We start from the raw sequence: 17966 nt of genomic DNA, 5'->3' as shown, positions 1-17966 counted from the left end.
GCTCGCAAGTCAATAATCAAAGTTTTTTTTGAACACTTGGACTGAATCACGAATATTGAATCTCGTTTTCGTCATTATTATTGCCTGCATCCAGATAAAAGCATGACTTTTCCATTCCGGATTCGAGCCGGCCTGGGATGCGAATATGCAAAGGAATAATGATGCGAGAGGGAGATATTGGCGCGATGCCTCCTGAGCTGCAGCTGGCCCAGCTGCAGGCCTTGGACAGGGTCATGGCCATGGCTGAATTTGGCCTGGATGGGTCGTTGCACCGTGCCAATGACAACTATCTGCAGCTCATGGGCTTTACGCGTGAGCAGTCTCTGGGCCGCCCACATCGCAGCTTTTGCTCTGCGCGTCTGGCCGACAGTGCCAGGTATCGGGAAATCTGGACGCATCTGTGCGCAGGCAATGCCTACTCCGGTGTGGTGGAGCGACTACGCAGCGATGGCAGCAGTTGCTGGCTGGAGGCTACCTATTCACCGGTGATGGATGCCCAGGGCCGGGTGATGCATATTCTGAAGATCGCGACCGACGTCACGCAGCGGCGAGCCCGGGAGCAGGCGCAGCAGGAGCACTTGCGTCGCTTGTCCCTGGTGGCCGATGCCTCCGACACGGCAGTGGTCATCAGTGATGGAAGCTCACGCATCGTGCATGTCAACGGCGGCTTTACGCGCATGTTCGGCTGGCGCACCGAGGAGGTCGCGGGGCTCATGCCGATTGCCTTGCTGGCTCCTCAGGCGTCCGAAGCCTTTGTGGACCGTTATCGCGCGGAATTGCGCGCCGGCCAGCCTGTGGGGCGTGAGGAAATCGTGGTCGGCAAGCATGGACAGCGCTACTGGGCCAAGGTCATCAGCAACCCCATCCTCGACGCGGACGGGCGCTGGCAATACACGGTTTCGATGCTGACCGATATCACGCGCTCCAAGATGCATGAGGCCTTGCAGCACCGAGTGCTGGAAGCCATGGCGCGCGAGCGACCGCTGGCGGAGGTGCTGGAGATGGTGTGCCAGGAGGTCGAGAGGATTGCTCCGGAGGTGACGGCATCGATTCTCGAGGTGGATGCCCAGGGGCTGCTTCACCCGCTGGCCGGACCAAGCCTGCCGCATTCTTATTCAGCGCTGCTAGACGGGGTGGCCATAGGGCCGAATGTGGGCTCCTGCGGAACGGCGGCCTGGCGCAACGCGCCGGTGCTGGTGGACGATATTGCACATGATCTGTTGTGGACGGATTTCAAGCACCTGATCCTGCCGCTGGGGTTCAAAGCCTGCTGGTCCACTCCCATCTGCAACAGCGGCGGCAAGCCGATCGGTACTTTCGCGTTCTATTACCGGGAGCAGCTGACCGGGGATGCCTCGGCTTTTCACCAGCAACTGGTGGATGCCTGCATCCATCTATGCGCCCTGGCGCTGGAGCGTGAGCTGTCGCGCGCGCGCATTCGTCAGCTGGCTTTCTACGACGGACTGACCGGATTGCCCAATCGAAGCCTGCTGCAGGCCAAGGCCGATCAGGCGATTGCATCAGCTGCCGGCAATGACGAGCAGTTGGCGGTGCTGTTCATCGACCTGGACCGGTTCAAGCAGGTCAATGATTCTCTGGGTCATCCTGTGGGGGATGAATTGCTGCGCAATGTCGCGACGCGATTACAGCGCGTGCTGCGCAGCTCCGATATTGCCGGGCGTTTGTCGGGTGACGAGTTTGTTGCCGTGCTGCCGCAATGCGATGCGGAGCATGTGGCCAATACCATCGAACGCCTGCAGGAGCTGCTGGCAGAGCCCCTGAATATTGCCGACACCTCGCTGTCCATATCCGCCAGCGTGGGCATTGCAATGTTTCCCATGGACGGCCGAGATATGGAGACCCTGGTGCACCGCGCCGACATGGCCATGTACCAGGCCAAGAGCAAGGGGCGCGGCCGTTTCTGTTTCTTCAGCAGCGAAATGAACCGCTTGGCCCAGGAGCGCCTGGCATTGGAGACTGCACTGCGCAAGGCGCTCAAAAGCGGCGGCCTGCGCCTGCACTATCAGCCTCAGATCGAAATGGCCACCGGCCGTCTGTATGGCGTGGAGGCCCTGGCGCGCTGGACCCATGCCGAGCTGGGCGAGATTTCGCCTGCCCGCTTTATCCCGCTGGCAGAAGAGTGCGGGCTGATCGCCGATCTGGGAAGCTGGGCACTGGAAGAGGCCTGTCGCCAGCTGTCGCAGTGGAGGGCCAAGGGGATGGAAGTCCCCGCGGTGTCGGTCAATCTGTCGCCATCGAGCTTTCACAATCTGGATTTGCCACGAATGATCGCCGACACGCTGGACCGAAACGATCTGGTGCCGCAGGACCTGACCCTGGAGCTGACGGAAAGCATTTTGCTGGACACCAACCCCAGCACCATGAAGACCATCAACGAGGTGCATGCGCATGGAGTGCGCCTGTCCATGGATGATTTTGGCACCGGCTACTCCAGCCTCAGCTATCTGCGCCGGCTGCCGGTCAGCGAACTCAAGCTGGATCGCAGCTTCGTGGCCGATCTTGAACATGACGAGGCGGCTCGGGCGTTGAGCAGTGCTATTTTGGGCATTGGCAAGAGTCTGCACCTGACCGTGGTGGCGGAAGGGGTGGAGACGCCAACGCAGAGCGTGATGCTGTGCGAGCAGGGCTACCCGGTGGCGCAAGGCTTTCTGTTCGCCCAGCCGCTGGCACCGAAGGAGTTTGAGCATTGGCTGGCTGCCAACCCGGCTTCCCCGGTGTCGACCGCGCCAGGCGCCGTCGCTGCATGAACTTGTCGTGCGGAGGTTCGGCACAGATCGCTCCGGCAGCGATGAAGTGATGTGCAGATGCGGCTGAGAGGCCACGCGCATTGTCATGCTGCCCTGGCTTTGGCGGCTGTTCGGCATCTTCGTCAGGATATGCGAGCATGGTTGCAACTTCAACGTTGTGCCTCAAGGCTTCAGTAGGCGGCTCCTGGCAGTGCCGGGGCCGCCACCGTGGCGCCGGCAAACTGGGTACGCAGCTTGCGCGCGGCATTCACGAACATCAACACATCCACACCCACGGCCACAAAGCTGCAGCCGAGTTGAAGGTAGCGCTGTGCCAGCGCGGGGTCCGAGGTCAGCGTACCTGCAGCCTTGCCGCTGGCAACAATGGTCTGCATCGCTGCCTCGATGGCGGCCTGCACCTCGGGGTGGCCGGGGTTGCCGCGGTGGCCCATGGAGGCTGCCAGGTCGGCAGGACCTATGAAGACGCCATGCACGCCGTCCACGGCGCAGATGGCTTCGAGATTTTTCAGGGCCGTGGTGGTCTCGGCCTGCACCAGCAGACAGACCTCGTCGTCGGCCACATTCAGATAGTCGGCGCGGCTGCTCCACTGAGAGGCTCGTCCCACGGCACTGCCGACGCCGCGCACGCCAAGGGGCGGGTATTGCGTGGCGGCCACGATGGCCTGGGCCTGGTCTGCCGTGTCCACCATGGGCACGAGCAGCGTCTTGACGCCGATGTCCAGCATCTGCTTGATCAGGGCTGTGCTGCCTTCCACGACTCGCACCACCGGCTGAGCCGGGTGCGGGGCCACGGCCTGCAGTGCGGCCAGGGTGCTGCGCAGATCGTTGGGCGCATGCTCGCCGTCGATCAGCAGCCAGTCATAGCCTGTGGTGGCGGCAGCTTCGGCCAGGTAGGGGGCGGCCATGGACAGCCACAGCCCGATCTGGGGCTGGCGTGCGGCGATGGCGGTCTTGAAGGGATTCAGTGCGGGCATGGGGGTCTCGATTCAGTGAAAGGGCTGAGTGCAGGTGAATAGGCGCGGCGCCTGTAACTGGCGCGGCCCAGGCCAGAGACGCCAAGCAAGGGTCTGGATTGGCCGCCCCGCCCCGCAGCGGGGGCGTCGTTCCTCTGCCCGCCGTGCGCCGCACAGCGAGAGCGGAGGTAAGGCGCGCAGCGCCTCAGGGAGGTGTCCTGCACTCAATCCAACCCACCCTGGCAGACGTATTTGATGTGCAGGTAATCGTCGAGCCCATGGGTCGAGCCTTCGCGGCCGTAGCCCGACTCCTTGACGCCGCCAAAGGGGGCGGCCTCGGCGGCCAGGGCGCCTTCGTTGACGCCCACGATGCCCGATTCCAGTGCATCGGCCACGCGCCAGATGCGGCGCACGTCCTGGCTGTAGAAATAGGCGGCCAGACCGAACGGCGTGTCGTTGGCTGCGGCGATGACCTCGGCCTCGTCGTCGAACATGGTCAGCGGGGCCACGGGGCCAAAGGTCTCTTCGCAGGCGCAGGCCATGGCCGCAGTGGCACCGGAGAGCACGGTGGGGGCGTAGTAGGTGGGACCCAGCTCGGGCAGGCGGCGGCCGCCCGTGAGCACCTTGGCGCCCTTGGCCACCGCGTCCTCCACATGGCGGGCGATTTTCTCGACCGCGCGGTCGTTGATCATGGGGCCGATCTGCGAGGCCGGGTCGCTGGCCGGGCCCACGTGCAAGGCTGCCACACGGGCGCTGAGTTGCTGGGCAAAGGCCTCGTGCACCGAGCGGTGCACAAAGACGCGATTGGGGCAGACGCAGGTCTGGCCGCCGTTGCGGAACTTGGCGGCCATGAAGCCGTCCACGGCCGCAGCCACATCGGCGTCCTCGAAAACGATGAAGGGCGCATTGCCGCCCAGTTCGAGCGAGAGCTTTTTGAGGGTGTCGGCGCTGCGGCGCGCCAGGTGCTTGCCCACGGGCGTGGAGCCGGTGAAGGTGATCTTGCGCACGCGGCTGTCATCCAGCCATTGATCGACCACCTCGGGCGTGCGCTCGCGCGAGGCCGTGACGATATTGAGCACGCCGGCCGGCACCCCGGCTTCGTGCGCCAGCAGCACCAGGGCCAGTGAAGTCAGCGGCGTGTCCTCGGCCGGCTTGCAGACCACGGTGCAGCCCGCGGCCAGGGCCGGCGCGATCTTGCGCGCGATCATGGCGGCCGGGAAGTTCCAGGGCGTGATGGCGGCGACCACGCCCACGGGCTCGCGCAGGGCGAACATGCGCCGGCCCGGCACGGGCGCGGGAATGACTTCGCCGTTCATGCGCGTGGCGGCCTCGCCGAACCATTCGATGTAGCTGGCGGCATAGGCCACTTCGCCCTTGCCTTCGGCCAGGGGCTTGCCTTGCTCCAGCGAGATCAGCGTGCCCAGATCGTCCTGATGGGCCAGCACCAGATCGTTCCAGCGCTTGATGATGGCAGCGCGCTGCTTGGCCGGCAGCTTGCGCCAGGCGGGCAGGGCTGCCTGGGCGGCATCCACGGCGGCGCGCGCGTCGACTGCACCTGAATCAGGTATGTCGGTAATGGTGCCGCCCGTGGCCGGATCGGTCACGGCAAAGCTGGCGCCGCTGGCAGCGGGTGTCCAGGCGCCGGCGATGAAGTTGGCGCTGCGCTGCAGTTCGGTGCGTTGCAGTCTGAGTGGCGTGGCGTTCATGGTGAAAATCGCAGAAAGTGAAGATCGGATAAGGGCGCAAAGCTCTGGAGGATGCGTTTCCTCAGCTCACGATGCCCAGGTGCCAGGGCACGAATTCGTGGTCGCCCAGTCCCAGGGCTTCGCTCTTGGTTGGTTCGCCGCTGGCATGGCGCAGGATCTGCTCGAAGATCTGCTGGCCCAGCTCGGGCACGCTCAGCTCTCCGTCGACGACCACGCCGCAGTTGATGTCCATGTCTTCCTGCAGGCGCTGGTACATGGGCGTGTTGCTGGCCAGCTTGATGGTGGGTGCAGGCTTGCTGCCGAACATGGAGCCGCGGCCCGTGGTGAAGCAGATCAATTGGGCGCCGCTGGCGATCTGGCCCGTGGAGGCCACGGGGTCGTAGCCAGGCGAGTCCATGAAGACGAAGCCGTGCTCGGTGATGGGCTCGGCGTATTCATAGACGGCGCGCAGCGGCGTGGTGCCGCCCTTCATGGCGCTGCCCAGGGATTTTTCAAAGATGTTGGCCAGGCCGCCGGCCTGGTTGCCATGGCCGACCACGCCGTTGAACTGGGCGTTCTGGCCGGCTGCATAGCGTTCCCACCAGGCCAGGCGGTCCAGCAGCTTCTGGCCGACTTCGGGACTGATGGCGCGGCGCGTGAGCATGAACTCCACGCCGTGGATCTCGGGCGTCTCGGACAGAATGGCCGTGCCGCCGTGGCGCACCAGAATGTCCATGGCCGCGCCCAGGCCGGGGTTGGCCGTGATGCCCGAAAAACCGTCCGAGCCGCCGCATTCCAGGCCGATCTTGAGGTGGCTGGCAGCGACGGTGCTGCGCTGGGCCTGGTTGGCGATGGGCAGCATTTCTTCGATGGCGGCAATACCGGCCGCTATGGTGGCGCGCGTGCCGCCCATTTCCTGCATCACCAGGGTGCGCAGCAACTGGCCTTCCTTGAGGCCTTGCGAATCCACCAATGCATCGACCTGGTTGCGTTCGCAGCCCAGACCCACGATGAGCACGCCCGCCAGGTTGGGGTGGCGCGCATAGCCGGCCAGGGTGCGGCGCAGCACGTCGAAGTGCTCGCTGGGCGAGGACATGCCGCAGCCGCTGTTCTGGGCAAAGGCGGCCACGCCATCCACATTGGGAAAGGCTGCCAGCCGCTCGGGCGTGAAGTGGGCGGCGATGCGCTTGATCACGGTGGCCGAGCAGTTGACCGAGGACAGGATGCCGATGAAGTTGCGCGTGCCCACGCCGCCGCCCGCTCGCACAAACCCCTGGAAAGTGGCGCGCAGCTCTTCGGGCACGTAGTCCACGGGCCGTACGTCGGCACCGAACGAGGGGTCGCGGTAGTAGTCCACCAGCTTGAGGTTGTGGCTGTGCACATAGTCGCCAGGCTCCAGGTCGCGTGTGGCGACGCCGATCACCGTGTCGTACTTCTTGACCTGCTCGCCCTCGGCGATGCGGCGTGCCGCGATCTTGTGGCCGGCCGGCACCTGGGCGCGCGTGCGCACTCCCAGCTCGGGAATGTCCTGGCCCAGGGCCAGGGCGGTCTTGGCCACCAGCACATTGTCGTTGGGGTGCAGGTGCAGCAGGGAAGAAGAGGAGGAGAGCATCTTGGAGTCCGGGGATGGCGGGCCTGAGGCGGTGGGGATGTGGAGCGTCAGCGCATCAGGTCGCGTAGCTTGAGTTTGTCGATGAACACGGTCTCCTTCTGGTAGACCGTGTTCACATATTTGGCGTAGTCGGGGCCGTCCAGGTAGAGCAAGGGCGCGTCCAGCCTGTCGGCCACGGCCTTGAACTCGGGGCTGGCCACGGCCTGGCGGAAGGCATCGCGCAGCTTGGCTTCGACGGCGGGTGGCAGGCCCTTGGGCGCGCCGATGCCGTTGGGCGCATCGACGACCACGTTGTAGCCCAGGTCCTTGAGCGTGGGCACGTCCTTGAAGCGTGGTGTGCGCTGCTCGCCCCAGGTAGCCAGCAGGCGCAGCTTGCCGGCTTCCACATGCGGAGCCCAGGAGCTGGAGTCGGCCAGCGCATCCACATGGCCGCCCAGCACGCCCTGCAGCGCCTCGGCGCCGCCCTTGTAGGGAACATGGCTGAGCTGGATGCCGGCTGCAGCCGCAAACTCCTCCATGCCCACATGGGTGGCGCCGCCAACGCCGGCGTGGGCGTAGGTGATGCTGCCGGGCTTGGCCTTGGCAGCGGCCACGAAGTCCTGCAGGGTCTTGAAGCGCGAGTTGGCCGGTACGGCGATGCCGAAGGTCTGGCCCGAGGTACGCGCGATATAGGTGTAGTCCTTGCGCGGATCGGCCTGCAGCGTGCCAAGCTGGGAGAAGCGCGTGACCGAGATCGGGATCTGGCCGATGGTGTAGCCGTCGGGTTTGGCCGAGGCCAGGGCCTTGGAGCCGATCATGCCGGAGGCTCCGGCTCGGTTTTCCACCGCAATCGCCTGGCCCAGGATGCGGCTGGCCACGGTGCACAGCGCGCGCATGGACTGGTCGGCCGTGCCGCCGGCAGGCCAGGGGCAGATGAAGGTGATGGGGCGCTCGGGCCAGGTCTGGGCCAGCAGGCGGGTGGAACTGCTGAGCGTGGCTGCGCCGAGGGCGCCGAGCACAAAACTGCGTCGGCTGCTGCGTGGGGGGATCATCGCTTGTCTCCTGTCGTTATTTGAACTGCCAGCCCCGATTGTTCAAAACTGCTCCATGACAATCCAATGAAAAGATAGACTCTCTTCATAACTGTTAGGTAATGAAGCCCCATGAGCAAGATCGATCGTGTGCTGCGCTCCAACCTCAAGCTGCGCCATCTGCAGCTGTTGGTGGCGCTGGACCAGTTCCGTCACCTGGGCCGTGCGGCCGAGTTTCTGGCCGTGACCCAGCCCGCTGTCTCCAAGACTCTGGCCGAGGTCGAACGCATGCTGGACATGGTGCTGTTCGAGCGCTCCACGCGCGGCACCGAACCCACGGCAGCCGGTGTCAGCATGGTGCGTTTTGCGCGCTCGGTGCTGGCCGGTTTCGAACGCACGCGCGACGAGATGGCTGCCGAGGCCAGCGGTGCCCGCGGGCGCACCAGTGTGGGCGCCATGGTGGTGGCCACGCCCGTGCTGCTGGCGCGCGCTGTGGAGCGGTTAAAAGCGCGTTCGGACCAGACCACGGTGATGGTGGAGGAAGGGGATCTGACGCGCTTGCTGCCCAAGCTGCGCCTGGGTGAGCTGGATCTGTTCGTGGGACGGCTGGAGCCCGGCTATGCCGCGCCCGACCTGGAGACCGAGGCGCTGTACGACGATCCCATGGTGGCCGTGGTGCGGCCCGGTCATGCGCTGCTGGCGCCGGGCGCGACCAGCTGGCAGGCCCTGGCGGGCCAGCCCTGCGTGCTGCCGCCGCCCTGGGCCTCGCTGCGCGTGAAGCTGGAGCAGCAGTTCTATGCCCACGGCCTGCACCCGCCGGCCGACATCGTGGAGACCGCATCCTTTCTCTCGCAGCTGACCTTTGTACACCAGCGTGGCGCCGTGGCCTTCATGGCGCGGGGCGTGGCCCGCTGCCATGCCGCCCTGGGTACGTTGGCCATGCTGGATCTGGTCGTGCCCATAGATCTGCCGCCCGTGGGGCTGATCACCTTGCGCGGCCAGCCGCTGACGCCGACCACGGGCTTGCTGGTCGAATGCCTGCGCGAGGTTGCGGGGGAGCTGGGCTGAGCCTGGAATGAGCCTGATATGGGGCGGGCTGGCACTCTGGGGTCGCTCTGCTCCGGCGTGCTACCGTGGTGCAATCCTTGTCCCATGTCTTGAGCCTTGTGCCGGGCATGATTCTTGGTCCAACCATGGAGACCCATCTATGACCGCCTTGCCACCCATGCCCGCACCTCCGGCCGAGCCTGTCAGCGGCCCCGAGGCCTCGGCTCTGATCGATGCCAGGATTGCCGGCCTGGACGACTGGCGCGGCGCCATGCTGGCCCGCGTGCGTGCGCTGATCCACGAGGCCTTGCCCGCCGTGGTGGAAGAGCTCAAATGGCGCGGAACGCCCGTATGGTCGCAGGACGGCATCCTGTGCACGGGCGAGACCTACAAGGCCGTGGTCAAGCTGACCTTCGCGCATGGCGCGGCCCTGGCCGATCCGGCCGGCCTGTTCAATGCCAGTCTTGAAGGCGCCACGCGTCGGGCCATAGACCTGCATGTGGGCGATGCGCTTGACGCCGCAGCGTTCCAGGCACTGGTGCAGGCCGCTGCGCAGCGCAATGCCCAGGCCCGGTCGGCCAGAAAACCGGCTTCGCAAGCCAAAGCCAAACCGCGGCCTGCAGCCTAGCTCGCCGCAGCCGGTGGCCCTGGGCGTGCAGGCGTGCAAAAGCACCCGGTGCAGGCTCAGCCTGTGCGGGGTGCGTCTTGAATCGGGCCGGCTGCGGCCAGCCCGGAGTCATCAGGCGTTGGCGATGGCCGCGGCGATGGCTTCGCCCACCTCGGTGGTGTTGGCCTTGCCGCCCAGATCGGGCGTCAGCGGACCGGCCTTGATCGTGTGCTCGATGGCGGCCACGATGGTGTCGTGGGCCTGTCGCCAGGCACCTTCGCTGTGGCCCAGGAAGTCCAGCATCAGCGCGCCCGACCAGACCATGGCAATGGGGTTGGCGATGTTCTTGCCGTAGATGTCGGGCGCCGAGCCGTGCACGGGCTCGAACAGCGAGGGGAAGGTGCGGTCGGGGTTGAGGTTGGCCGATGGTGCCAGGCCGATGGTCCCCGTGGTGGCAGGGCCCAGGTCGGACAGGATGTCGCCAAACAGATTGGTGGCGGCCACCACATCGAAGCGGCCGGGCTGCAGCACGAAGCGGGCAGTCAGGATGTCGATGTGCTGTTTGTCCAGCGTGACTTCGGGGTAGTCCTTGGCCACATCGTCGGCGCGCTTGTCCCACCAGGGCATGCTGATGGCAATGCCGTTGCTCTTGGTGGCCAGGGTCACGTGCTTCTTGGCGCGGCTCTGGGCCAGATCGAAGGCGTACTTGAGCAGGCGATCGGCGCCCTTGCGCGAGTAGACCGATTCCTGGATCACGATCTCGCGGTCCGTGCCTTCGAACATCACGCCGCCCAGGGCGGTGTACTCGCCCTCGGTGTTCTCGCGCACCACGTAGTAGTCGATGTCGCCGGGCTTGCGGCCGGCCAGGGGGCAGGGCACGCCTTCGAACAGGCGCACCGGACGCAGATTGATGTACTGGTCGAATTCGCGGCGGAACTTGAGCAGCGAGCCCCACAGCGAGACATGGTCTGGCACGGTGGCGGGCCAGCCCACGGCGCCGAAGAAGATGGCGTCCATGCCCGAGAGCTGGGCCTTCCAGTCGTCGGGCATCATCTGGCCGTGTTTGGCGTAGTAGTCGCAGTGGGCCCAGTCGAAATGGTGGAACTCCAGCGGCAGGTCGAAGCGCCTGGCTGCGGCTTCCAGCGCGCGCAGGCCTTCGGGCATGACTTCCTTGCCGATGCCGTCGCCGGCGATGACTGCAATCTTTTTGGGAGTGGACATGGTGCTCTCTCGTGAATGTGTTGGGTGGCGAGGCAGCGGCTCAGCCTGTGCCTGGCGGTATTTTTGCACCTTGCATAACTGAATACAATTGACTGATCGTGGCCTGATTGTTTACAGATCGTGCAGAAAATGCCCTCGCCCGAAGACCTGCGTGTCTTCACCACCGTGGTGCGCAAAGCCAGCTTTGCCGAGGCTGCGGCCGCGCACAATGCTTCGCCGGCCTTTGTCAGCAAGCGCATCCGCCTGCTGGAGCAGGAACTGGGCGTGAAGCTGCTGCATCGAACCACACGGCGGGTCGCTGTCACGGAGCAGGGCGAGCGCGTCTACCACTGGGCGCAACGCATTCTGGACGAGGTCGAGCATCTGCTGCAGGAGGTGGACGTGACGCGACGCCAGCCGCGCGGCCTGCTGCGGGTGTCCACCAGCTTCGGCTTTGGCCGCAATGTGGTGGCGCCCGCGCTGTCGCAGCTGATTGCGCAATATCCGGCGTTGCAGCTGCGCCTAGAGGTGTTTGACCGCATCGTCGATGTCGCGGCCGAGGGCTTCGATCTCGATGTGCGCGTGGGCGACGAGATCGCCCCGCACCTGATTGCCCGGCATCTGGCCGACAACCACCGCGTGCTGTGCGCGGCCCCGGCCTATATTCAGCGGCGCGGCAGTCCGCGCACGCTCGACGAGCTGGCTGCGCATGACTGCCTGGTCATCAAGGAGCGTGACCATCCCTTCGGTTTCTGGAAACTGCGCTCGGGCAGTCAGGAGCGCAGCGTGAAAGTGACCGGGCCGCTGTCCACCAATCATGGCGAGATGGCCGTGCAATGGGCGCGCGACGGCCATGGCATCGTGCTGCGCTCGCTCTGGGATGTGGCGGCCGATCTGCAGGCCGGCAGCCTGCTGCAGTTGCTGCCCGAGTGGCAGCAGCAGGCGAATATCTGGGCCGTTTATCCGACGCGGCTGGAGCGCTCGGCCAAGGTGCGGGTCTGCGTCGAGTTTCTGCAGGAGTTCTTCAGCCGCGAGGCGCCCGCAGGATTCAAGAATGCTATGAAAAAAGAAGCTGATAACGCCTAATATGCATGTCTTTTAAAGTCTTTTGAGACTGAAAGTCATACACAACCAGCGCAAGCAGCTTCTATTTTTGAGCCTGGTGCCGCGTGGCGGCCCAGGCCGGTTGCCAATTATCGGGTCAGCGCGGCCTTCACGGCAGCGGACACCAGGCCCATATCGGCCTTGCCGGCCAGCTGGGCCTTGACGGCGCCCATCACCTTGCCCATGTCGCCAGGGCCGGAGGCACCCAGTTCGGCCACGATGGCCTGCACGGCTGCGGTGATCTCGGCTTCTCCCATGCGTTCGGGCAGATAGACCTTGAGCACTTCCATTTCGGCCTTTTCCACATCGGCCAGATCGGCGCGGTTGGCGGCTTCGAAGGCGGCGATGGAGTCCTTGCGCTGCTTGATCAGCTTGTCGACGATGGCGATGACGGCGGCGTCGTCGAGCTCGATGCGCTCGTCCACTTCCTTTTGCTTCATCGCGGCCTGCAGCAGGCGGATGGTGCCCAGGCGCGCGCTGTCCTTGGCACGCATGGCGGTCTTCATGTCTTCGGTAATCTGGGCTTTCAGGCTCATGGCTTTCTCCTTGGGGTGGGCGAACGGACGCTGACTGTCCATGCGCTGGGAGGTCACTGCGCGGCCGGGCAGGCTTGGCAGTGGCCAGAAAACAAAAAACCCGCGCCTGGCGTCCCGAGCGCGGGTTTGCGGCTGTTTTAAGGCCGACTGGTCCTAATCAACGATTAGTACAGCTTCTTAGGCAGTTGCATGCTGCGAACGCGCTTGTAGTGACGCTTCACGGCAGCAGCCTTCTTGCGCTTGCGCTCGGCTGTGGGCTTTTCGTAGAACTCGCGAGCACGCAGATCGGTCAGCAGACCCAGCTTTTCGATGGTGCGCTTGAAGCGGCGCAGGGCAACTTCATAGGGCTCGTTTTCTTTGACGCGGATGGTAGTCATTTAATTTCCAGATATATCTGTGCTGACAGAGGGTTCTCGGGAAGATCGGGCCTGAGAGCCATGAACAGCGGTTTCCCCGCCACTTTTTAACTAGTATGGCCGACGGGGTAATGCCAGCAAAGTCGAGCATTATAGACCAAGACTTGCGCTGCGTCTTCAATGGGGCGTGAAGCAATCCGGCGTCGGTCGCGCGCGCATGATTTTGCGGCAGCAGGCAGGGCGTTGTCGCAGACCAGATCCAGGCGCCGCCATTGTGCCTTTTGGACTATCGGCGCGTTCAAGTCGCGTGTGTTGTGGAGCGAGGCCGGATGCGCAATGCAAGAGCACGGTGCTGCCCAGGCGCCAGGACAGCCGAGCTCGGCTCTGGGGTTTCTTGGGAGTATTGTGTGCACGAAAATTGCATACAGTTTGGAGGCTTTATTTCATGACCGAGGTCAAGGAATAAGTGGGTTTCGTGCTTGTGCGCGTCGCTGTTTTTCTGTGTTCAAGGAGCTTCCATCTTGTCCAGCGCTTCTCATTCCTCATTTATTTCGCGTCGCCAATGGATGGCTTCGGCCGTAGCCGTGCCGGGCTTGCTGGCATTGACGGCCTGTGCCGGCAGGGCCGGAGTTTCCGGGCCTGCCGCATCCGGCGGTTCCCTGGTGGTGGGTGGTCTGTTTGCGGGCTCGCGCAGCGACAAGGGCTTTATGGAGGCTGGCTGGCGCGGCCTGGAAAAAGCGCGCCAGGAGCTGGGCGTGCAGACCCGCTTTCTCGACGGCATGGCGCCCAGGAAGGAGTTGCTGGTGCCGGCTCTTGCACAGCTTGCGGAGCAGGGTGCGCAGCTGGTGATTGCCCATGGCGGGCAGAACAATCAGGCCGCAGCCGAAGTTGCGGCGCGCTTTCCCAGGACCCAGTTCGTCGTGACCCAGGGCGCGGTACAGGGAAGCAATCTCTGCAGCTATGACGTGCTGCAGGAGGAGTCGGCCTATCTGGCCGGCGTGCTGGCGGCGCTGACCACCAAAACCGGGGTGGTCGGCCATATGTCGGGCATTCGCGTGCCCCCGGGGCTCAAGGGGCGTGCTGCCTATGCGGCCGGCGTGCGCGATACCGACCCCAGGGTCAAGCTGCTGACAAACTTCTCTGGCGATCAGGACGACAACGCTTTGTCGCACCGCATTGCCAAGGCCCAGATGGCTGCCGGTGCCGATGTGATCTTCACCATGCTCAACTCCGGCCGCGATGGCGTGACCCAGGCCTGCCGCGAGGCGGGCACGCGCCAGATCGGCAATGTGATCGACTGGACTACGGTGGACCCGCAGGTGTTTGTCGCTTCCGCCTGGGCCGATGTGGGCATTGGCGCGTTTTTGGCCGTCAAGGATATGCAGGAGCGCGGTGCGCCCGGCCCGGGCATTCGCAAGATCGGTTTGAGCGACCCGGCCGCCGTACGCCTGACCATGGGCCAGGGCGTGGCCGGCGCTGTGCGCGAGCGCGTGGCCAAGGCGTCGGCTGCCATCGCCTCGGGGCAGCTCAAGGTTCCCGAACACTATGAAGGCAAGGAGTTTTCTGCCTGACCGGATGGTGCGCCGAAGGTGCAGGCAGCAAAAAAGGATGGCTCAGCCATCCTTTTTTTCATGGCGGCAGGCGCTTCGGTTCCAGTCGCTCAAACCATGACTGACTGCTTTTTCGCCATGGCCTGGGCGCAGGCGGCGGCACTGGCCCAGGCCCACTGGAAGTTGTAGCCGCCCAGCCAGCCGGTGATGTCCACCACCTCGCCGATAAAGTACAGGCCCGGCCGGGTCTTGCATTCCATGGTTTGCTGGGACAGCACCTTGGTGTCCACGCCGCCCAGCGTGACCTCGGCTTTTTTATAGCCCTCGGTGCCCGTGGGAGTGATCTCCCAGCGCGACAGCTGCTCGGCCAGTCTGGCCAGGGCTTTGTCGCCGGCCTCGTTGATGGGGCGCTGCAACTCGGGCATGCGGCCGACCCAGGCATCGGCCAGGCGCGCGGGCAGATGGGCGGCCAGCTCGTTGGCCACCAGCTTGCGCGAGTGGAGCTTGGCCTGGGCCAGCACCTCGGCCAGATCCACACCAGGCAGCAGATTGATCTGCAGCGGGGTGCCGGGCTTCCAGTAGCTGGAGATCTGCAACACGGCGGGACCCGAGAGGCCGCGGTGGGTGAACAGCAAATCCTCGTGGAAGCTCATGCGCTCCTTTTTGCTGCCGGTGCTGATTTCCACGGGCAGGGCCAGACCGGCCAGGCCCGCGTAGGGTTGCCAGCCTTCGCCGTCGAAGGTCATGGGCACCAGGCCGGGCGTGCGCTCGATCAGCGGCAGATCGAACTGCTGGGCCAGACGGTAGCCGAAGTCGGTGGCGCCTATCTTGGGAATGCTCAGGCCGCCGGTGGCAATGACCAGGTTGGCGGCCTGTACCAGGCCACGATCGGTTTCAATCTGATAGCTGAAATCGCATTCTGTGTCTTGGTTTGACGGCGAAAGCACTACTTTCTTGACCTGGCAAGGCTGCCAGCGCTGCACGCCGCCCGCGCTGCACTCGGCCAGCAGCATGGCGATGATGTCTTCGGCCGAATGGTCGGCAAACAACTGGCCCTTGTGCTTTTCGTGGTGGGCAATGCCGTGTCTGTCCATCAACGTGATGAAGTCGGCAGGCGTGAAGCGCGAGAGGGCCGAACGGCAGAACTGAGGGTTCTGCCCCACAAAATGCTTGTGCGGCGCACGCACGTCCAGATCTCGGTTGGTGAAGTTGCAGCGCCCGCCGCCCGAGATGCGGATCTTCTCGGCCACCTTGGGCGCATGATCGATCAGCAGCACTTTCAGGCCCTGCTGGCCGGCCTGGGCCGCGCAGAACAGGCCGGCGGCACCGGCGCCGATGATGATGGCGTCAAAAATCTGGAAGGGGACCTGTGAAGAGGAGGACACGGCGGGCAGGGCGATGGAGCAAGAACAAGGCCGCGATTGTCCCAGATGCCTCAGATTTTGGGCTCGTCCACTACAAAGCCCCAGAAACCGTCGTCGCAGTGAATGCAGCAGGCCGTAAAGTGATTCAGGTCACTGGCGTGAAACCAGATCAGGCCCAGCTTGGAATCGCACAGTGCATCGGCCTGATCGGCGAGGCTGAGTGCCGCAATATGCTCCAGCTCCATATCGCCGAAGAATTCCTGCAGATCGCTGGCGCCCAGAAAAAGGTCGTGGTCCAGACTGCCGATCTTTCCTTTGTGCCGACCGTGCAGAACTTCCACAAATGGGTTGCCACCCTGGTCGTGGCCAATGGCTACAAACCAGCGGGCCAGCAGAAATTCGGACTGCACGGTTTTCAGGTCTTCCTGATGCTGTTGCGCGCCAAAGCTGAAGAGGTCGGCAAAGTTGGCGTGGCTTTCGCTGGCAATCTCGGTGCTGGCATGAAGATAGCTGGCGTGGTCTGAGGCCTGTTCCAGCGCATACATGGAAAAGCCGTTCTGTGTGATCAGAAACTGCGCATAAGCATCTGAGAAGCCAATGTGCGCCTGCAGCGCTGCAACTTCCTGTGCGCTGGCGGCAGGCTGGCCGAAGGGGTTGGGAAACAGAACTTGCAAGACGCACTCCTGAGACTTACAGCACGGTGTAAGTCGGTACTTGTTTATATCTGCAGCCCATTGTCCCATTGGGGTATGCGCAAGGGTTCAGCGTGCGTCCCGGATCACTTCTAGAATCGCGCCCCATGAATACACCATCCCACCAGCTGAGCATGACCGTGCTCATGTCGCCTGACATGGCCAACTTCTCCGGCAATGTGCACGGGGGCGCCATCTTGAAATTGCTGGACCAGGTTGCCTATGCCTGCGCCAGCCGCTATGCGGGCCGCTATGTCGTTACGCTGAGCGTGGATCAGGTGATGTTTCTGCAGCCTATCCACGTAGGTGAGCTGGTGACTTTTCTGGCCAGCGTGAACCACACCGGCAAGTCCTCCATGGAAATCGGCATCAAGGTGATTGCTGAGGAGATTCGCAGCCAGGTGGTGCGCCACGTGAACAGCTGCTTCTTCACCATGGTGGCCGTGGACGATGACAAAAAGCCTGCCCCCGTGCCCCCGCTGCAGCTCGAAACCGACGAGGAAAAGCGCCGCTGGGACGCCGCCATCATCCGCAAGGAACTGCGCAAGGAGCTGGCCGAGCGCTTTGCCGAGACTCGTACTCCCTGAGTCGCATCGCCGCTTCTGCGTGGACGTAGTCTCGCAGCGAGGCGGCGCTTGCCGCTCGCCCGGCTTGCAGGACAGCCCGGGGATGGTCCTGGATCAGGCTGCCGCTGATTGCGGCAAGGCTTGGGACTGGTTCTGCCAGGCGGCAATGCCCTGGACCACATCGCCGACGACGATGATGCTGGGGCTGCCCAGCTGGTGGTCGGCAATGCTTTGCGGCAAATCCTTGAGAAAGGTCAGTGCATGGCGCTGCTGCGGCAGGCTGGCATGCTGGATCACGGCCACGGGCGTGCTGCCGGGCAGGCCGCTGAGCAGCTCGCTGCTGATGCGCTCGACGCTGCTCACTCCCATATAGATCACCAGCGTCAGCTTGGCCGCATGGGCCGTGGCGGCGATCTGGCGCCAGTCGGGGCCGCTGTCGCCGGGCTTGGCATGGCCGGTCATGAAAAGCACGCCGTGCGCGCGGTCGCGGTGGGTCAGCGGGGCGCCCAGGCTGGTCAGGCCCGCGAGACCGGAGGTGATGCCATTGATGACATCCACCTCGATACCGGCCTGACGCAGATGTTCGACCTCTTCGCCGCCACGGCCAAAGATGAAGGGGTCGCCGCCCTTGAGGCGCACCACGCGTTCGCCGTCCTGCACGGCCGCAATCATGAGCTTTTCGATAAAGGCCTGGGGAGTGCTCTTGCAGCCGCCGCGCTTGCCCACATAGACCACGCGGGCACTGGGCGAGGCGTGGCTCATCACACCATCGCTGACCAGATCGTCGACAAACAGCACGCTGGCTGCGGCAATGGCCTTGGCGGCCTTGATGGTCAGCAGCTCGGGATCGCCGGGGCCGGCACCCACCAGGGTGCACGAGCCGCGCTGATTGGGGTTGTGGGAAATGGCAGTCATT

Annotated in this window: 16 protein-coding genes; 6 read left to right on the top strand and 10 right to left on the bottom strand. The window is 64.4% G+C overall.

Annotated elements, in window-relative coordinates:
* Positions 1-161 precede the first annotated feature (161 nt).
* Positions 162-2768 (top strand): sensor domain-containing protein, encoded by a 2607-nt coding sequence (locus tag V8Z78_RS12950; RefSeq protein ID WP_349731513.1) that lies wholly within the window; start codon positions 162-164, stop codon positions 2766-2768.
* Between the two features lie 170 nt (positions 2769-2938).
* On the opposite strand, the gene hpaI is transcribed toward V8Z78_RS12950, so the two are convergent.
* The 4 genes from hpaI to V8Z78_RS12930 all read right to left on the bottom strand — a co-directional run bounded on the left by hpaI (position 2939) and on the right by V8Z78_RS12930 (position 8049).
* Positions 2939-3742 (bottom strand): 4-hydroxy-2-oxoheptanedioate aldolase, encoded by an 804-nt coding sequence (gene hpaI, locus V8Z78_RS12945; protein WP_046460888.1) that lies wholly within the window; start codon positions 3740-3742, stop codon positions 2939-2941.
* A gap of 203 nt (positions 3743-3945) precedes the next feature.
* Positions 3946-5427 carry an NAD-dependent succinate-semialdehyde dehydrogenase gene (locus V8Z78_RS12940; RefSeq protein WP_314352495.1) on the bottom strand — a complete coding sequence of 494 codons (1482 nt, stop codon included), beginning with the start codon at positions 5425-5427 and terminating at the stop codon, positions 3946-3948.
* A 61-nt stretch (positions 5428-5488) separates the two neighbouring features.
* Positions 5489-7018: a UxaA family hydrolase gene (locus tag V8Z78_RS12935; protein WP_314352494.1), complete on the bottom strand. Its 1530-nt coding sequence runs from the start codon at positions 7016-7018 to the stop codon at positions 5489-5491.
* Positions 7019-7065: 47 nt separating this feature from the next.
* Positions 7066-8049: a Bug family tripartite tricarboxylate transporter substrate binding protein gene (locus tag V8Z78_RS12930; RefSeq protein ID WP_349731512.1), complete on the bottom strand. Its 984-nt coding sequence runs from the start codon at positions 8047-8049 to the stop codon at positions 7066-7068.
* Positions 8050-8160: 111 nt separating this feature from the next.
* Here V8Z78_RS12930 and V8Z78_RS12925 point away from each other — a divergent pair, with 111 nt between their 5' ends.
* Both V8Z78_RS12925 and V8Z78_RS12920 read left to right on the top strand, forming a co-directional pair.
* Positions 8161-9096: a LysR substrate-binding domain-containing protein gene (locus V8Z78_RS12925; RefSeq protein ID WP_179626614.1), complete on the top strand. Its 936-nt coding sequence runs from the start codon at positions 8161-8163 to the stop codon at positions 9094-9096.
* A gap of 139 nt (positions 9097-9235) precedes the next feature.
* Positions 9236-9703 carry a DUF1801 domain-containing protein gene (locus V8Z78_RS12920; RefSeq protein WP_349731511.1) on the top strand — a complete coding sequence of 156 codons (468 nt, stop codon included), beginning with the start codon at positions 9236-9238 and terminating at the stop codon, positions 9701-9703.
* A 111-nt stretch (positions 9704-9814) separates the two neighbouring features.
* Here the strand turns inward: V8Z78_RS12920 and V8Z78_RS12915 are convergent, their stop codons facing one another.
* Positions 9815-10903 carry a tartrate dehydrogenase gene (locus V8Z78_RS12915; protein ID WP_179626613.1) on the bottom strand — a complete coding sequence of 363 codons (1089 nt, stop codon included), beginning with the start codon at positions 10901-10903 and terminating at the stop codon, positions 9815-9817.
* Between the two features lie 129 nt (positions 10904-11032).
* On the opposite strand from V8Z78_RS12915, the gene V8Z78_RS12910 reads away from it, so the two are divergent.
* The gene (locus V8Z78_RS12910) at positions 11033-11968 is read left to right on the top strand and encodes a LysR family transcriptional regulator (RefSeq protein ID WP_349731510.1); all 936 of its coding nucleotides are present in this window, start codon (positions 11033-11035) and stop codon (positions 11966-11968) included.
* Positions 11969-12075: 107 nt separating this feature from the next.
* Here V8Z78_RS12910 and V8Z78_RS12905 read toward each other — a convergent pair whose 3' ends face one another.
* Positions 12076-12522 carry a GatB/YqeY domain-containing protein gene (locus V8Z78_RS12905; RefSeq protein ID WP_039049219.1) on the bottom strand — a complete coding sequence of 149 codons (447 nt, stop codon included), beginning with the start codon at positions 12520-12522 and terminating at the stop codon, positions 12076-12078.
* Positions 12523-12686: 164 nt separating this feature from the next.
* On the bottom strand, positions 12687-12899 hold the full coding sequence (rpsU, locus tag V8Z78_RS12900; protein WP_003052999.1) for a 30S ribosomal protein S21: 213 nt from the start codon (positions 12897-12899) through the stop codon (positions 12687-12689).
* Positions 12900-13399: 500 nt separating this feature from the next.
* On the opposite strand from rpsU, the gene V8Z78_RS12895 reads away from it, so the two are divergent.
* Positions 13400-14449 carry a BMP family protein gene (locus V8Z78_RS12895; RefSeq protein WP_237704510.1) on the top strand — a complete coding sequence of 350 codons (1050 nt, stop codon included), beginning with the start codon at positions 13400-13402 and terminating at the stop codon, positions 14447-14449.
* A gap of 89 nt (positions 14450-14538) precedes the next feature.
* Here the strand turns inward: V8Z78_RS12895 and V8Z78_RS12890 are convergent, their stop codons facing one another.
* Both V8Z78_RS12890 and V8Z78_RS12885 read right to left on the bottom strand, forming a co-directional pair.
* Positions 14539-15813 carry a BaiN/RdsA family NAD(P)/FAD-dependent oxidoreductase gene (locus V8Z78_RS12890; RefSeq protein ID WP_349731509.1) on the bottom strand — a complete coding sequence of 425 codons (1275 nt, stop codon included), beginning with the start codon at positions 15811-15813 and terminating at the stop codon, positions 14539-14541.
* A gap of 50 nt (positions 15814-15863) precedes the next feature.
* Positions 15864-16466 (bottom strand): SMI1/KNR4 family protein, encoded by a 603-nt coding sequence (locus V8Z78_RS12885; protein WP_280008851.1) that lies wholly within the window; start codon positions 16464-16466, stop codon positions 15864-15866.
* A gap of 125 nt (positions 16467-16591) precedes the next feature.
* On the opposite strand from V8Z78_RS12885, the gene V8Z78_RS12880 reads away from it, so the two are divergent.
* A complete protein-coding gene (locus V8Z78_RS12880; protein ID WP_003069412.1) occupies positions 16592-17071 on the top strand; it encodes an acyl-CoA thioesterase in 480 nt (159 codons plus the stop codon).
* 93 nt (positions 17072-17164) lie between these two features.
* Here the strand turns inward: V8Z78_RS12880 and cobA are convergent, their stop codons facing one another.
* Positions 17165-17965 carry a uroporphyrinogen-III C-methyltransferase gene (gene cobA / locus V8Z78_RS12875; RefSeq protein ID WP_349731508.1) on the bottom strand — a complete coding sequence of 267 codons (801 nt, stop codon included), beginning with the start codon at positions 17963-17965 and terminating at the stop codon, positions 17165-17167.
* Position 17966 lies beyond the last annotated feature (1 nt).

Source organism: Comamonas sp. wu1-DMT (genome assembly GCF_040187805.1).
In the GTDB taxonomy this organism is placed as follows: Bacteria; Pseudomonadota; Gammaproteobacteria; order Burkholderiales; family Burkholderiaceae_C; genus Comamonas; species Comamonas thiooxydans.
The sequence above is the reverse complement of the archived record's forward strand: the minus strand, read 5'-3'. Positions and strand labels throughout refer to the sequence as shown.

Excerpts from the sequence above, each read along its gene's own strand:
- V8Z78_RS12880 (WP_003069412.1), top strand. The coding sequence starts at position 16,592 with ATGAATACACCATCCCACCAGCTGAGCATGACCGTGCTCATGTCGCCT.
- V8Z78_RS12950 (WP_349731513.1), top strand. The coding sequence starts at position 162 with ATGCGAGAGGGAGATATTGGCGCGATGCCTCCTGAGCTGCAGCTGGCC.
- V8Z78_RS12915 (WP_179626613.1), bottom strand. The coding sequence starts at position 10,903 with ATGTCCACTCCCAAAAAGATTGCAGTCATCGCCGGCGACGGCATCGGC.
- hpaI (WP_046460888.1), bottom strand. The coding sequence starts at position 3,742 with ATGCCCGCACTGAATCCCTTCAAGACCGCCATCGCCGCACGCCAGCCC.
- V8Z78_RS12930 (WP_349731512.1), bottom strand. The coding sequence starts at position 8,049 with ATGATCCCCCCACGCAGCAGCCGACGCAGTTTTGTGCTCGGCGCCCTC.
- V8Z78_RS12920 (WP_349731511.1), top strand. The coding sequence starts at position 9,236 with ATGACCGCCTTGCCACCCATGCCCGCACCTCCGGCCGAGCCTGTCAGC.
- V8Z78_RS12935 (WP_314352494.1), bottom strand. The coding sequence starts at position 7,018 with ATGCTCTCCTCCTCTTCTTCCCTGCTGCACCTGCACCCCAACGACAAT.
- V8Z78_RS12925 (WP_179626614.1), top strand. The coding sequence starts at position 8,161 with ATGAGCAAGATCGATCGTGTGCTGCGCTCCAACCTCAAGCTGCGCCAT.
- rpsU (WP_003052999.1), bottom strand. The coding sequence starts at position 12,899 with ATGACTACCATCCGCGTCAAAGAAAACGAGCCCTATGAAGTTGCCCTG.
- V8Z78_RS12940 (WP_314352495.1), bottom strand. The coding sequence starts at position 5,427 with ATGAACGCCACGCCACTCAGACTGCAACGCACCGAACTGCAGCGCAGC.
- V8Z78_RS12905 (WP_039049219.1), bottom strand. The coding sequence starts at position 12,522 with ATGAGCCTGAAAGCCCAGATTACCGAAGACATGAAGACCGCCATGCGT.
- V8Z78_RS12910 (WP_349731510.1), top strand. The coding sequence starts at position 11,033 with ATGCCCTCGCCCGAAGACCTGCGTGTCTTCACCACCGTGGTGCGCAAA.
- cobA (WP_349731508.1), bottom strand. The coding sequence starts at position 17,965 with ATGACTGCCATTTCCCACAACCCCAATCAGCGCGGCTCGTGCACCCTG.